17 protein-coding genes are annotated in these 14,422 nt (G+C 70.7%); 5 read left to right on the top strand and 12 right to left on the bottom strand.

What is annotated here, in order from left to right:
- A partial coding sequence (locus tag E1202_RS15580; protein WP_207918656.1) for a GyrI-like domain-containing protein occupies window positions 1-240 on the top strand: 240 nt, incomplete at its 5' end.
- A 4-nt stretch (window positions 241-244) separates the two neighbouring features.
- On the opposite strand, the gene E1202_RS15575 is transcribed toward E1202_RS15580, so the two are convergent.
- Together E1202_RS15575 and E1202_RS15570 are read right to left on the bottom strand one after the other, a co-directional pair.
- Complete coding sequence (locus E1202_RS15575; protein ID WP_408006535.1) at window positions 245-1,675, bottom strand: aldehyde dehydrogenase family protein; 1,431 nt, start codon at window positions 1,673-1,675, stop codon at window positions 245-247.
- Between the two features lie 66 nt (window positions 1,676-1,741).
- Window positions 1,742-3,022, bottom strand: a complete 1,281-nt coding sequence (locus E1202_RS15570) for an MFS transporter (RefSeq protein ID WP_235878407.1) — start codon at window positions 3,020-3,022, stop codon at window positions 1,742-1,744.
- 68 nt (window positions 3,023-3,090) lie between these two features.
- Here E1202_RS15570 and E1202_RS15565 point away from each other — a divergent pair, with 68 nt between their 5' ends.
- The gene (locus E1202_RS15565; protein WP_132683840.1) at window positions 3,091-3,768 is read left to right on the top strand and encodes a GntR family transcriptional regulator; all 678 of its coding nucleotides are present in this window, start codon (window positions 3,091-3,093) and stop codon (window positions 3,766-3,768) included.
- Between the two features lie 144 nt (window positions 3,769-3,912).
- Window positions 3,913-4,317 carry a PAS domain-containing protein gene (locus tag E1202_RS15560; protein ID WP_132683838.1) on the top strand — a complete coding sequence of 135 codons (405 nt, stop codon included), beginning with the start codon at window positions 3,913-3,915 and terminating at the stop codon, window positions 4,315-4,317.
- A gap of 28 nt (window positions 4,318-4,345) precedes the next feature.
- Here E1202_RS15560 and E1202_RS15555 read toward each other — a convergent pair whose 3' ends face one another.
- The 3 genes from E1202_RS15555 to E1202_RS15545 all read right to left on the bottom strand — a co-directional run bounded on the left by E1202_RS15555 (window position 4,346) and on the right by E1202_RS15545 (window position 6,809).
- Window positions 4,346-5,476, bottom strand: coding sequence for an SPFH domain-containing protein (locus tag E1202_RS15555; protein ID WP_207918655.1), 1,131 nt, complete (start codon window positions 5,474-5,476; stop codon window positions 4,346-4,348).
- A gap of 21 nt (window positions 5,477-5,497) precedes the next feature.
- Window positions 5,498-5,929 (bottom strand): NfeD family protein, encoded by a 432-nt coding sequence (locus E1202_RS15550; RefSeq protein ID WP_132683835.1) that lies wholly within the window; start codon window positions 5,927-5,929, stop codon window positions 5,498-5,500.
- 73 nt (window positions 5,930-6,002) lie between these two features.
- Window positions 6,003-6,809, bottom strand: coding sequence for a DUF3097 domain-containing protein (locus tag E1202_RS15545; RefSeq protein ID WP_235878405.1), 807 nt, complete (start codon window positions 6,807-6,809; stop codon window positions 6,003-6,005).
- Window positions 6,810-6,938: 129 nt separating this feature from the next.
- Here E1202_RS15545 and E1202_RS15540 point away from each other — a divergent pair, with 129 nt between their 5' ends.
- Window positions 6,939-7,640: a hypothetical protein gene (locus tag E1202_RS15540; RefSeq protein ID WP_132683834.1), complete on the top strand. Its 702-nt coding sequence runs from the start codon at window positions 6,939-6,941 to the stop codon at window positions 7,638-7,640.
- A 59-nt stretch (window positions 7,641-7,699) separates the two neighbouring features.
- Here E1202_RS15540 and E1202_RS15535 read toward each other — a convergent pair whose 3' ends face one another.
- From E1202_RS15535 to fabG, 3 genes are all read right to left on the bottom strand, one after another.
- The gene (locus tag E1202_RS15535) at window positions 7,700-8,719 is read right to left on the bottom strand and encodes a ferrochelatase (RefSeq protein WP_207918653.1); all 1,020 of its coding nucleotides are present in this window, start codon (window positions 8,717-8,719) and stop codon (window positions 7,700-7,702) included.
- Between the two features lie 125 nt (window positions 8,720-8,844).
- Entirely contained in the window at window positions 8,845-9,612 is a 768-nt protein-coding gene (fabI, locus tag E1202_RS15530; RefSeq protein WP_132683832.1) for an enoyl-ACP reductase FabI, read from the bottom strand.
- 99 nt (window positions 9,613-9,711) lie between these two features.
- Window positions 9,712-10,416: a beta-ketoacyl-ACP reductase gene (gene fabG / locus E1202_RS15525; protein ID WP_132679805.1), complete on the bottom strand. Its 705-nt coding sequence runs from the start codon at window positions 10,414-10,416 to the stop codon at window positions 9,712-9,714.
- A gap of 288 nt (window positions 10,417-10,704) precedes the next feature.
- On the opposite strand from fabG, the gene trxA reads away from it, so the two are divergent.
- Window positions 10,705-11,061 carry a thioredoxin gene (trxA, locus tag E1202_RS15520; protein ID WP_132683830.1) on the top strand — a complete coding sequence of 119 codons (357 nt, stop codon included), beginning with the start codon at window positions 10,705-10,707 and terminating at the stop codon, window positions 11,059-11,061.
- Between the two features lie 39 nt (window positions 11,062-11,100).
- Here the strand turns inward: trxA and E1202_RS15515 are convergent, their stop codons facing one another.
- The 4 genes from E1202_RS15515 to E1202_RS15500 are packed head-to-tail and all read right to left on the bottom strand — an operon-like array spanning window position 11,101 to window position 14,340.
- A complete protein-coding gene (locus tag E1202_RS15515; protein ID WP_132683829.1) occupies window positions 11,101-11,823 on the bottom strand; it encodes an MgtC/SapB family protein in 723 nt (240 codons plus the stop codon).
- Window positions 11,824-11,858: 35 nt separating this feature from the next.
- Window positions 11,859-12,449, bottom strand: coding sequence for a class I SAM-dependent methyltransferase (locus E1202_RS15510; RefSeq protein ID WP_132683828.1), 591 nt, complete (start codon window positions 12,447-12,449; stop codon window positions 11,859-11,861).
- 23 nt (window positions 12,450-12,472) lie between these two features.
- The gene (locus E1202_RS15505; RefSeq protein ID WP_207918659.1) at window positions 12,473-13,453 is read right to left on the bottom strand and encodes a VWA domain-containing protein; all 981 of its coding nucleotides are present in this window, start codon (window positions 13,451-13,453) and stop codon (window positions 12,473-12,475) included.
- 2 nt (window positions 13,454-13,455) lie between these two features.
- Entirely contained in the window at window positions 13,456-14,340 is an 885-nt protein-coding gene (locus E1202_RS15500; RefSeq protein WP_132683861.1) for a DUF58 domain-containing protein, read from the bottom strand.
- Between the last annotated feature and the right edge of the window lie 82 nt (window positions 14,341-14,422).

The raw sequence follows: 14,422 nt of genomic DNA, 5'->3' as shown, positions 1-14,422 counted from the left end.
CCAGCACCCGACACCGGCTACGACACCCTGCCCGTGCCCGCCCACACCTGGCTCGTGCTCAGCTCGCGAACCACGCACACCCACGACATCCAACAGCTGTGGGCCCAGGCCTACGGCGAGTGGTTCCCCGCCAACCCCCACCAACCGCTGCCCGCACCCGAACTGCTCGCCACCGTCCTCGACGACCACGGCCGACCCGACCACGCCGAACTGTGGCTCGCCATCGCACCCACGCCCTGAAACATCACCCCTCGACATCCCACGCCGACATCACGTGCTTGATCCGCGTGTAGTCCTCCAGACCGTGGTGGCCGAAATCCCGCGCCGACGCCGAATGCTTGAAACCCGAATGCGGCATCTCGGCCACCAGCAGGTCATGGGTGTTGATCCACACCGTGCCCGCCTGCAAACGCCGCGACATCCGCAACGCCCGACCGTGATCACGCGTCCACACGCTCGCCGTCAACCCGTAGCGCACCCCGTTGGCCAACTCCACCGCCTCCCGCTCACCGGCGAAGGACTGCACCGTCACCAACGGCCCCAGCATCTCGTGCTGCACCAGCTCATCATCCTGACCACAACCGTCGACCACCGTGGCCTCCAAGAAGAAACCACGCTCACCACGCCGACGACCACCCGCCACCACCCGCGCATGCCCCGGCAACCGCTCCAACCGCCCCAGCACCAGCTCCAACTGCCCCTCGCTGTTGAGCGGACCGAACGCCGCATCCGCATCCTGCGGCGGCCCAGGCCGCAACCGCCCGGCCCACTCCACCAACCGCCCCACCAACTCCTCGCGCACCTCATCGGCCACCAGCACCCGGCTCGCCGCCGTGCAGCTCTGCCCCGCGTTGCCGAACGCCGCCGCGGCGATCCCCTCCGCAGCCCGATCCAGATCCGCATCCGCGAACACCACCGCAGGCGCCTTACCACCCAACTGCAGATGCGCCCGCTTCAAATCCGCCGCAGCCGACCCCGCGACCTCCATCCCCGACCGCACCGTCCCGGTGATCGAGAACATCCCCGGCACCTCGTGCGCCACCATCGCCCGACCGCTGTCACGATCACCGCACACCACGTTGACCACACCCGGCGGCAAGAAGTCCCCCACCAGCTCACCCAGCAGCACCGCGCTCACCGGCGTGGTCTCCGCCGGCTTGAGCACCACCACGTTGCCCGCCGCCACCGCAGGACCGATCTTCGCCGCCGCCTGCACCAACGGATGCGTCCACGACGTCACCGCCGCGCACACCCCGATCGGCTCCCGCCGCGTGAACGACGTGTGCCCCTCCCGGTACTCACCACCCGCCGTAGCACCCTCCACCCGAGCCGCACCCGCGTAGAACCGCAGCAGATCCACCGCCATCGGCAGCTCCTCCGCCCGCACCACCTCGAACGGCTTGCCGGTGTTGCGGCACTCGGCCAGCACCAGCTCCTCGCTGCGCGACTCCACCGCATCGGCGATGCCCAGCAACGCCTCCTGCCGACGCCTCGGCGTGGCCTGCGACCAGGACTCGAACGCCCCGGCCGCCACCGGCATCACCGCATCGACATCCGCCCAGCGCGTCAACGGCGCCGTCGCGTACCGCTCACCCGTGCTGGGATCCACCACCGGCAGCGTCGCACCATCCAGCGCCGCCACCGACTCGCCACCGACCAGGTTGTGCAGTTCCACGCTCACGCCTCCAAGCCACGCCGGCCGCCGCTGGCCGACCACGCACCCGAGGCTAACGCCGCCCGCTCACCGCAGAGCGCGGTCCCGCGACCACCACTGCGAAGCGGTACCGATCACCAACAACGCCAGCACCGGCGCGAACGCCCACCGGTAGCCCACCGCCGGATCCCACCCCGACACCAGCTCCAGCACACCGCCGACCAGCAGCTGGATCAGCACCGCAGCGCTGAAACCACCCATGTTCACCACACCTGTGGCAGTACCGGAGCGGTGCTCGGCGTTGGCCGTCCGCGCACCGTCGAAGGCCAGCATCGCCGCACCACCGGCCACACCGACCGCCAGCAACGCCACCACCAGCACCGGCATCGGCAACACGCCCGGCCAGCCGACCATCACCGCCCACACGACCGCGACCATCGAGGACAACCCGAACGTGTAGCGCTCCCGGCGGCGCGGACGCCCCGACACGTACTGCCCGGCGAACCACGACCCCGCGATGAACCCGGCCACGCTCACCAGCAGCAGCGACCCGACCTCCGACTGACCGTGCCCCTGCGCGGCGCTGAGCCACGGCCCGCCCCACAACGTGGTGATCGCGACGAACTGCGCCATGAGCACGAAGTGCGTCCAGAACGCGTGCTGGGTGCCGCGCTGCGCGGCCACCGCCCGCAGGCTGTGCCGGATCCGCTCGGACACCGGCTCGGACTCGGCGACGTGGGCGTGCGCCGAGGAGTCGCGGTCGCGGATGATCAGCGCGGCCGCCAGCCCCAGCGCGGCGGTCAGCGCCGCAGCACCCAGGAACGTCGGCACCCACCCCAGCGAGTGCAGCGACAGGCTCAGCGGCAGCGTGGAGACGACCTGCCCGAGCCCGCCGGCCAGACCGGTCAGCGCGGCGACCTTGCCGTAGCGGTGCGGCGGGAACCAGTGCGCGGCCAGCCGCAGCACGTTGGTGAACATGAACGCGTCGCCGAAGCCGATGAGCATCCGCCCGGCGATCCCGCCGACGATCGAACCGCTCAGCGCGAACACCGCCGAGCCGACCGCCAGCGCGATCATGCCGCCGGTGATGACCTTGCGCGGCCCGAGGCGGTCGGCCAGCAGCCCGGCCGGGACCTGCAGCACCAGGTAGACGCCCAGCTGCAGCGCGGAGAACAGGGCCAGCACGCCCGGACCTGCGTCGAAGCGCTGCACCGCCTCGGGTGCGGCGACGCCGAGCCCGGCGCGGTGGAACAGCGCGGCGCAGTAGCACAGCGCTCCCACGCCCCAGACCAGCCACGCCATGCGGCTACCGGATCCGCGCCGCTGGGCGCCCGCGTGCTGCGGTGGCGCCTCGACCGTCGTGGACAACTGCGACCCCTCCCCTGAAAGACTTGTATCCATCATAGATACAAGAAGGGTGGAAGTAGGATGCTCACGTGTCGAGCGCAACAGCATCCGAGACGCCGGCGGCCGACCGCGCGTACCAGCACGTCAAGGCCGGACTCCTCGACGGCAGCTTCCCCGACGGCGAGCTGCTCAGCGAGGGAGAAGTGGCCAACGCCCTCCAGATGTCGCGCACACCCGTCCGCGAGGCGTTCCTGCGCCTGCAATCGGAGGGGTTCCTCAAGCTCTACCCCAAGCGCGGCGCCCTGGTCGTGCCCGTCACCGCCGCCGAAGCCCGCGCGGTGATCGAGGCCCGCCTGGCGCTGGAGAGCTTCGCCATCGACAAGCTCGCCATCGAAGGCCTCGAGGCGATGACCGCCATCGGCCGCGAACTCGCCGGCCACCCGGCCTGCGACGGCACCGACCTCAGCGACGCCGAGATGCACGTCGCCGACCGCGCCTTCCACGCCACCCTGGTCGGCGCCGCGGGCAACCCGGTCGTCACCGACCTCTACAACACCTTGCGCGACAAGCAGATGCGCATCACCTCCACCGCCCGCACCCACTCCACGCGCGAGCGCATCACCCACCAGCACGCCCAACTCGCCCACACCCTCGCCGCCGGCGAGGCCGAGCTCGCCAAGAAGCAGCTCCGCGAACACCTCCTGGGCACCGTCCGCGCCCTCGGCATCGCAGGCGGCTCCTACCTCGACCCGACCGGCGACGCCTGAAGCCGGTCTTTCCAGGTGACGAGGGCAGTGGGAGGGTGCGATGCGAAGCATTGGTTTCGGCCAGCACTGAAACCACAAAGGCTATTGACCATCAACCGGGTGTTCCGGACGGCGCTGATCCTCATCCGGCCGCATCATCTGGCCATGAACGACACCGAACACCGCTCGGCCATGGTCATCGCCGACCCCAGCGGCACGATCGTGCACTTCAACGCCGACGCCGAAGCCCTCTTCGGCCACCCCGCCCGCGACGCCGTCGGCGCCACCCTGGACCTCATCGTGCCCGCCGAGCACCAGCAGGCGCACTGGGCCGGATTCCACCGCGCCATGCGCACCGCCCACGCCGACCTCGAGGGCAACCCCATCAACCTGCCGGTGGTCTGCCACGACGGCCGGATCCGGGTCTTCCCCGGCGTGTTCGGGGTGCTGCGCGACCCCTACGGCAACGCCCAGGGCGCCGTGGCCACCTACGCCGCCGCCCACGAAGGCGCGCAGCCGTTCACGCCCATCACCGCACCCGCCCAACAAGTGCGTCCCGGCGCCGGATGACCGGCACCGGGACGCGACAACCGCTCTCTCAGCCCTGTTCCGGTGGCTGCGCCATGTTCGCCGGCGGAACCTCCTTGCGGGCCACCGCCTCCGCGGCGCGCACCGCCTCGGCGACCTCGGGGTTGGTGGAGGTGTCGAACCACGCCTGCACCGACTCCTCCACCGCCTCGGCCGGCGGAGCGTCGCTGGTGTCCTGCGACGGCTCGTAGCGGAACACCCCGTCCTCACCCGGCTCCCCGAGCATCCGGGCGAAGCCCTCCAGCGACTTGCCGAAGTCGCTGGGCACCACCCACACCTTGTTGGCATCGCCCTGCGCCATCTGCGGCAGCGTCTGCAGGTACTCGTAGGCCAACAGCTCCGGAGTCGGCTTGGCGCGCTTGACCGCCGCGAAGACCTTCTCGATCGCCTTGGCCTGCCCCTGCGACTGCAGGTACTGGCTTGCCCGCTCACCCTGCGCCCGCAGGATGCTCGACTGCCGGTCCGCCTCGGCCTCGAGGATGGCCGCCTGCTTCTGACCTTCCGCCGCCAGGATCGCCGACTGCTTCTGCCCCTCGGCGGTCTTGATCGCCGACTCCCGGGTGCCCTCGGCGTTGAGGATCATCGCGCGCTTCTCGCGATCGGCGCGCATCTGCTTCTCCATCGAGTCCTTGATCGACGGCGGCGGATCGATCGCCTTGAGCTCCACCCGCGCCACCCGGATGCCCCACCGGCCGGTCTCGGTGTCCAGCACCCCGCGCAGCTGCGTGTTGATCGCATCCCGCGAGGTCAGCGTCTCCTCCAGGCTCATCGCACCGACCACGTTGCGCAGCGTCGTGGTGGTCAGCTGCTCCACCGCCACGATGTAGTTGGAGATCTCGTAGACCGCCGCCCGCGCATCGGTGACCTGGAAGTACACCACCGTGTCGATCGAGACGGTCAGGTTGTCCTGGGTGATCACCGGCTGCGGCGGGAACGACACCACCTGCTCGCGCAGATCGATGCGCGCCCGAACCCGGTCGAAGAACGGCACCAGCATGTTCAGCCCCGGCTCCGCCACGGTCCGGAACCGGCCCAGCCGCTCCACCACCGCCGACTGCGCCTGCGGCACGACCATCACGGACTTCACCGCGACGATCAGCACCAGCAGCACCACGACCACCAGCACGATCACTTCAGCCATCTCCACGAAGCCTCATCTCCCTCAGGGCTCGGCCCACACCACCGCTGTGGCACCCGCGATCTCCATGACGGTGACCGTGCGGCCGGCCTCGATAACCTGCGTCTCGTCCAGCGCCCGCGCCGACCACAACTGGCCGTCGATGCGGACCTGACCCCCCTGCGCGTCCACTGCGGACTCCACGTGCGCCTGCTTGCCCACCAGGGCGTCCACGTTGGTCTTGAGCTCGCGCTGCACGATCATGCGCCGCTTGAGCGCAGGCCGCGCCAGCACCACCAGCCCCAGCGCCAGCACCGCGAACACCGCGACGTCCACGCCCAACGGCATGCCCAGCGCCGAACTACCGGCGGCCCCCAGAGCCGCGGCGCCGATCATGACCAGCACGAAATCTCCGGACAGGACCTCGGCGCCGATCAGCAGCACCCCGGCGATCAGCCACAGCAGCGCAGGAGTCATGCATCCATCGTGGCACGTCCACCCCACGCGCCACCGGCATTTCAGCCCACGTGATCAACGTGTGACCGCCGGATCAGCCCTCCGCGGTGACGAAGTCGATCAGCTGCTCCACCGCGGTCAGCAGCGGCGTCTCGACGTCGCGGAAGCCGGAGGCACCCGCCAGCACCCGCCGCCAGCCCTCCGCCGGCTCACCCCAGCCCAGCCGCGTGCACACGCCCTGCTTCCAGTCCTGCCCGCGCGGCACCGCCGGCCACTCGCGGATGCCCACCGCAGCGGGCTTGACCGCCTCCCAGATGTCCACGTACGGGTGCCCGGTGATCATCACGTGCTCGTCGGTGATGCCCTCCACCAACCGCGATTCCTTGCTGCCCGCCACCAGGTGGTCCACCAGCACCCCGACCCGGCGCCCCGGCTCCGGCCCGAACTCCGCCAGCAACCCCGGCAGGTCGTCCACGCCGTGCAGCGGCTCGACCACGACGCCTTCCACCCGGAGGTCGTGACCCCAGATCCGCTCGACCAGCTCGGCGTCGTGGATGCCCTCCACCCAGATCCGGCTGCCGCGCGCCGTGCGCGCCCGCAGACCCTCCACCTTCACCGAACCCGACGCCGACCGCGCCGGAGTCGCCGGGGCGCTCGTGCGCGCCGGCACCAGCGTCGCCGGCTCGCCCTCGAAAAGGAACGCGGCCGGGCGCATCGGGAACAAGCGCTGCTTGCCGTGCCGGTCCTCCAGCACCACGTTGTCCTTCTCCACCCGCAGCACCGCACCGCAGAACCCGCTGGCCGGGTCCTCGACCACCAGACCCGGTTCAGCCGGGACCTCCGGCACCTTCTTGCGCCGCGAGCCCGACAGGATGTCCCGTCCATAATCAACCGACCGCACGAACGGACACGGTAATCCGATCGTGGCCGACCGTGGTGCCGCCACGCCGCGCACCCGCCCCATGGGCGGAGTCACACCACACCTCCCCCCGGGCGCGGCAAGGGTTTTCGATCCGTACCCTCTACCGACGTGCCATGCCCAAGCGCCACTTCGGTTGTATGGTCGTCCGCCTGGCTGCACGGTGCGGCCGCGTCGGACGACGTGCTCGATGCCCTGCAGACCTGGGGCGAGGTGCAGGAGTTCCGCGCCGCCGACGACGAGCTCGCCGCACGCCTGGACCTGCCCGGCGACGCCCGCGGTCTCGGCGGAGCCAGCCCGTTCTCCAAGCTCGCGATGCGCAGCGGCGAAGCCGCCGTGCTGCCCGAAGCCGGACTGGGACTGGTCCCCGAGCGCATCGCCGAAGGCATCCTGCGCTGGACGGTGTTCGAAACCGGCGAACTCCCGCCCGTCGAGCACCTGCCGATCGGCGAAGCCGAGCACGGCATGGCCTCGGCCATGCGCGAAGCGGCCACCGCCCTCATCGAACTCGGAGTCGCCAAGCAGCGCCCCGGCGTGCGCGAGGAGATCGCCCAGACCATCGCCGCCAAACCCACCCCGGACTGGCCGGAGAACATCCCCCAGCGCACGCTGCGGATCCTCCAGCGCGCCACCGAGGTCGAAGCCATCCTGTGGGTGGCCACCGACGACGCCCCCGGCGGCGCCCTGTCCGCCTCGGCGATGCGCAGCCGCACCGACGCCCTGCGCCCGCTGTTCGACGCCGTGCGCGCCGCCCGCCGCGCCTCGGTCGCCGAGATGGTCCGCGTCCTGGCCGACCAAGCCGCCCGCTCCTGACCAACGCTGCGGGGGTGCCCGCTCAGCCGAACGGACACCCCCACAGCAGTCGAACACCCTCAGCAGCAACCGGGAGCGCACAGCGCCCCGTTGACCGTCGAGCCCGCCCTCCGCAGCTCCGAGAGCTTGCACACCGGCGCACCATCGGTGTGCTCGGCGATGAGCTCCACGATCATCTTCACGAACCGCGGATCGGTACCCGCCGTGGCCGCGCGGGCGAAACCCATGCCCAACCCGGCAGCCGCCTCCTGCGCCTCGTTGTCCAGGTCCCACACGACCTCGAGGTGATCGGAGACGAACCCGATCGGGCTGACCACCACCGACCCGACCCCCTTGGCGTGCAGGTCCTCCAGGTGATCGCAGATGTCGGGCTCCAGCCACGGCACCTGCGGCGGACCCGAGCGCGACTGCCACACCACGTCGTAGGACTCCGCACCCACCTGCTCGGCCACCAGCCGAGCGGCCTCGGCGACCTGCCGCGAGTACCACTGCGGCCGCCCGTCCGCACCCGGCCGATCATCCGCGCGCAGCGGGATGGAGTGCGCGGTGAACACCAACCGCGCCTGCTCGCCCCGCTCCCCCAGCTCGGCGTAGGCGGCGCGCACCGCATCGGCGTTGGCCTCGACGAACAGCGGATGATCGAAGAACTGACGCAGCTTCACCAGCTCCGGCGCCCGCTGCCCCACCGACTCCCGCGCCCGCACGATGTCCTCGTGGTACTGCTTGCACCCCGAGTAACCGCCCCACGCCGAGGTCGCGAACACCAGAGCCCGCCGCACCCCGTCATCGGCCATCCGCGCGACGGTGTCCTCGATCATCGGGTGCCAGTTGCGGTTGCCGAAGTAGACCGGCAGATCCCGGCCCTGAGCGTCCAGCTCGGACCGCAACGCGGCCATGATGTCCTCGTTGAGCCGGTTGATCGGCGACACCCCGCCGAAGTGCAGGTAGTGCTCGGCCACCTCGTCGAGGCGCTCCGGCGGCACTCCCCTGCCCCGGGTCACGTTCTCCAGGAACGGCCGCACTTCCTCCGGGCCCTCCGGCCCCCCGAACGACAAGAACAGCAACGCATCAAAGCTCACCGGACCATCATCGCGCCGCTGATTCATCCCCGCGCAACCGGGGCGCACCCGATGTGAACCACGAGATGCCGAAGACGACGAGGGGCGCCCCGGAGCATCTCCAGGGCGCCCCTCCGCACGAACGATCACACCCCGAGGGAGTGCACACCACCGTCGACCATGATCATCGAACCGGTCGTCGCGGGCAGCCAGTCCGACAGCACCGCGCAGATCGACTTGGCCACCGGCGTCGGGTCGTTGACGTCCCAGCCCAGCGGAGCCCGGTCACCCCAGCCCGCCTCCAGGTCCGCGAAACCCGGGATCGACTTGGCCGCCATCGTCCGCACCGGACCCGCCGACACCAGGTTCACCCGCACGCCCTTGGGCCCCAGCTCGCGCGCCAGGTACCGCGACGTCGACTCCAGCGCCGCCTTGGCCACGCCCATCCAGTCATAGGCAGGCCACGCCACGCGCGCGTCGAAGTCCATGCCCACGATCGAGGACCCCTCGCTCAGCAGCGGCAGCGTCGCGGTGCTCAACGACTTGAACGAGTACGCCGAGATCTGCACCGCGGTGGACACGTCCTCCCACGGCGCGTCCAGGAAGTCCCCGCCCAGGCACGACGCCGGCGCGTACCCGATCGAGTGCAGCACCCCGTCCAACCCGCTGACGTGCTGGCGCACCCGCTCCGGCAGCGTCTCCAGGTGCTCGGCGTTGGTGACGTCCAGCTCCAGCACCGGCGCCGGCTTCGGCAGCCGGTTGGCGATCCGCTCCACCAGGCTCAACCGGCCGAAACCGGTCAGCACCACCTCGGCACCCTGCTCCTGAGCGGCCTTGGCCGCGTGGAACGCGATCGACGCGTCGGTGATCACCCCGGTGACCAGGATCCGCTTGCCTTCGAGCAATCCGCTCACGAATAAACCCCTTCGAAATCACATGCCGGGCGCCCACGCACCCGAGGTGGCCGGCACCAGCGCTGTGCCGGAAGTCCCTTCAACCCGCTGCCGAGCGGGTCAGTGCCCCATCCCGAGGCCGCCGTCGACCGGGATCACCGCACCGGTGACGTACCCGGCCTCGTCCGAGGCCAGCCAGCGCACCGCACCCGCGACCTCCTCCGGGTCGGCCATCCGCGACAGCGGAACCTGCCCGAGGATCTCCTTCTTGCGCTCCTCCGGCAGATCGTCGGTCATCTCGGTCTTGACGTAACCCGGCGCCACGACGTTCGCCGTGATGCTGCGCGAACCCAGCTCACGCGCGATCGAACGCGCCATGCCCACCAGACCCGCCTTGCTCGCCGCGTAGTTGACCTGCCCCGGCCCACCGGAGAGCCCCACCACCGACGAGATGAAGATCATCCGCCCGAACCGGTTGCGCAGCATGCTGCTCGCCGCGCGCTTGGCCACCCGGTACGAACCGGCCAGGTTCGCGTCGATGACCCGGCCGAACTGCTCCTCGCTCATCCGCAGCAGCAGCGTGTCGTCGGTGATGCCCGCGTTGGCCACCAGCACCTCGACCCGCCCGTGCGCGGCCTCCACCTCGTCGAAGGCCGCTGCGACCTGGTCCGGATCGGTGACGTCGCACTGGACGCCGAACAGGCCCTCGGGAGCACCCGATCCGCGGTGCGTGACCGCGACCTTGTCCCCGGCCGCCTGGAACGCCCTCGCGATGGCCAGGCCGATGCCGCGGTTACCGCCGGTCACCAGTACGGACCGTGCCACTGTGGATCTCCCATCGAACGCCTCAAGATTCGTTTCAGCCGCGACATTATCCGCTCAGCGAGCCCCACCGCTCATCGACTCCTTACACAAAAAGGGCCCCTTTCTGGTGGCGTGCCTACACACCGGGCCACCCGCGCACGACAGACCGCACCCGTGGCCAGTACGGTGGCCCACCACGCTCGCACTGATCACCACGAGCGTGGTGCAACCGACACGAACCTGGGGGAATGCGCGGTCCCGCGGCCGGCGTTGCCCGAGTACCTGCCCCACCATCCGAAGAGGGATCCAATGGCCACGGTCGAACTGACCAAGGACAACTTCGACGAGGTCGTCAGCGACGACAAGTTCGTCATCATCGACTTCTGGGCTTCCTGGTGCGGCCCGTGCAAGCAGTTCGCCCCGGTCTTCGAGAAGGGCTCGGAGACCCACGACGACATCGTCTTCGCCAAGGTCGACACCGAGGACCAGCCCGAGCTCGCCGCCGCCTTCGACGTGCAGTCGATCCCGACGCTGGCGATCATCCGGGACAAGGTCCTGGTCTTCCAGCAGCCCGGCGCCCTGCCCGAGAACGTCTTCGAAGACCTCGTCGGCCAGGCCCGCGACCTCGACATGGACCAGATCAAGAAGGAAGCCGAGTCCGAGTGAACCGCCGGTGCCGGGCCCGCGACCGGGCCCGGCACCGCCTCAGAACCCGCCCTCGGCCGAATCACCGGCCGCCGCGTGCAGCACGCCCGGCAGCTGGCTGATCTCCTCCACCAGCGTCGACACCGGTGTCTTGCCGCGCAGCCGCAGCGCCACCACCGCCGTGCGCTGCTCGTCGTCGGAGTCCTCCCGCTCGACCTGCAGGTCCAGCAGCGCCCACCCGCGGCTGGTGCACATCGTCAGCACGCTGCGCAGCACCCCGTAGCCGTCCAGGTAGCCCACCCGCATCACCTGCGGCTCCCGCAACGCCGGACGCAACACCCGCAGCAGGTGCGGGAAGCCGATCGCCACCAGGAAGTGCACGCCTGTCGTGGCCGCCGCCAGCACCACCAGCCCACCGCCGCAGGCCATCCCCACCGCGGCCACCAGCCACACCGACGCCGCCGTGGTGAGACCGCGCACGGCATCCCGGCGCACGAAGATCAGCCCACCGCCGATGAACCCGATGCCCGAGACGATCTGCGCCGCCACCCGCGACGGGTCCAGCGACACCCGGTCGAACACGAGCAGGTCACCGAAGGCGTACTTGGACACCAGCATGAACAGCGCCGCGCCCACACCCACCAGGGCGTGCGTGCGCAACCCGGCGCTCTTGGCCCGGATCTCCCGCTCCAGCCCGATGAGGCTGGAGAACAGCAACGCCGTCCCCAGCTCGATCAGCAGCGGTAATTCGTCCAGCCCGGCCACGACGGCATCAGCAGGCATCCCAGCAACGTAACACCGCCCCCGGCGGCGCGCGGCTACGACGAACGCGGCCTGCGGGCCAGGTACACCACCGCGGGCGGCAGGTTGCGCCACACCGTGCGGCTGACCACCGTCTCCTCGAACGTCGCCTCGAGGTCCGCGTGCTGCTTGCGCGCCGGCGGCGCCCACCGCGTCCAGGTGTAGGCGAACTGCGTGAACACCCCGTCCGCAGCCATCACCGACGCCAGCAGCTGAACCAGCGGAACCCCGTCCACCGGCGCGTGCGCCACCCACGGCAACCCGCTGACGACCACATCGGCCTGAGCCAGTCCGCGCTCGGCCAGCAGCTCCGGAACGCTGCGGGCGTTCCCGCACACCGAGTCCACACCCGGGAAGCGGTGCCCCAGATCAGCCGCCCAACCCTCGTTGAGCTCCACCGCCAGATGCGTGCCCCGCCCGCCCAGGCGGCGCTGGATCACCTCGGTGAACGCACCCGTGCCCGGGCCCAGCTCCACCACGACCGGATCCCCGGTCAGCGGAATCGGCGCCACCATCTGCTCGGCCAGCGCCCGCGAACTCGGGCCCACCGCGGCGGTCGTGGTCGGCGACTTGACGAATTCCCACAAGAAACGAGCTGCCGTGTTCAAGGCGGCGTTGCTCCTGTCGTCGGCTACGGCAATCGCCTGCCGGCGAACAACGAGATCCCGGCCGCGATGATCGCGCAGAGAGTACCCAGCACGAGCCACGGTTTGCTGGCGTCTGTGTGCTTGGTCTCGTAGCCGATCTGCTCACCCAGCGTCTCGTAGACCTCGCGCAACTGCTCGGCGCTGGCGGCCTTGTGGAACTCCCCGCCGGACAGGCGCGCGATCTCCTGCATCGCGTCGTCGTCGACCTCGACCCACTCCTGCTCGCCCTCGATCTCGATCGAACCGTGCTTGGTGCCGAAGGAGATCGTCGAGATCGGAACGCCGCCCTTCTTCGCCTCCAGCGCCTTCGTGTACGCACCGCGAGGCGCGTCCATCTCGCGCGGAATGGTCTGCCCGCCATCGGCCATCAGCACGATCCGCGCGGGCGGAGCACCCGCCGGACCGCCGACCATCTTCCCGAACGAGTCGATGGCCTGCATCGACGCGTTGATCCCGTCACCGGTCGCGGTCGCCTCGGCCAGCTTGAGGGTGTCGATCGCCTGCTTGACGCTCGAACGATCCGTCGTCGGCATGACCAGCACCGTCGCCGTCCCGGCGAACGACACCAACCCCAGGTTGATGCCCGGCGTGAGCTTGTCGGCGAACTCCTTGGCCGCGACCTTCGCCGCCTCCAACCGGTTCGGCTCCACATCGGTGGCCTTCATCGACAACGACACGTCGATGGTCAGCATGACCGTCGCCCGGTTGCGCGGAATCCGCTGCTCGGCCGTCGGACCCGACAGCGCCACCGTCAGCAGGATCAGCGCCACCCCCAGCAACGCCGGCGGCACGTGCTTCCACCAGCCCTGCCTGCCCGAGGCGACCCGGTCCAGCACCTCCAGGTTGGAGAACTTCAGCGAATCCCGCTGCCTGCGCCGCATCGCCCACACGTAACCGGCGACCAGGCCGGCGACCACGAACAGCAGCAGGAACCACCACGGCGCGGTGAACCCGGTCAGACTCAACATCACCCAGCTCCTCCGCCGGACCAGCCGCGCTTGCGCGCCATCACGAACCGCACGACATCGGCGATCCAGTCGGAATCGGTGCGCAGCACCAGGTGAGCGCACCCGGCCCTGCGCAGAACCCTTGCCACGTCCTCCCGGTGCGCGGCCGCCGCGGCGGCGAACTCCTTGCGCAGCACGGGCGTCGTGTGCACCTCGCGCCGCCTGCCGGTCTCCGGGTCCGACAGCAGCACCGTGCCCACGTCCGGCAGCTCCACGTCGCGGGGGTCGATCACCTCGATGGCCAGCAGCGAGTGCCGGGCACCCAGCCCGCGCAGCGCGCGCTGCCACTCGGTGGACCCCAGGAAGTCCGAGACCACCACCGCGAGCCCCCTGCGGCGCGGAGGCCGCCGCAACGACTCCAGGAGCCCGGACAGGTCACCCCGGGTGCCCTCCGGGGCGCGCGGGGTCTCGGCGACCTTCTTCAGCAGCGCCCGCGCGTGCGCGGCCCCGCCGCGCGCGGGCAGCCGGTGCTGCCCGGTGCCGTTGTCCACCACCGCACCGATGCGGTTGCCACCGCCGCTGGTCAGGAACATGACGGCGGCCAGCGCCGCCACGGCCAGCTCCCGCTTGTCGCAGGCGGCGGTGCCGAAGTCCAGGCTCGGCGAGAGGTCCATCGCCACCCACGTCTCCAGCTCGCGGTCGGCGACCGTCTGCCGGATGTGCGGCTCGGCCATGCGAGCGGTGACCGCCCAGTCCATCCGCCGCACGTCGTCACCGGGCTGGTAGGCGCGGGCCTCCCCCGGCTCGCTGCCCGGACCGGGCACCAGGCCGAGGTGATTTCCCTGCAGGAGACCGTCGAGCCGGCCGCGCACGCTCAGCTCCAGAGCGCGCAGCGCGACCTCCATCCGCCCGGTCTCCAGGGCCGGTGGCGCCCAGGCCGGACGGTCATCGCCGGAGTCCGCAGGTGCCGCCACGTCTGCCCCTCCC

The organism is Saccharopolyspora karakumensis (assembly GCF_004349225.1).
GTDB lineage: Bacteria > Actinomycetota > Actinomycetes > Mycobacteriales > Pseudonocardiaceae > Saccharopolyspora > Saccharopolyspora endophytica.
This window is presented reverse-complemented; position numbering and strand designations above follow the sequence as displayed.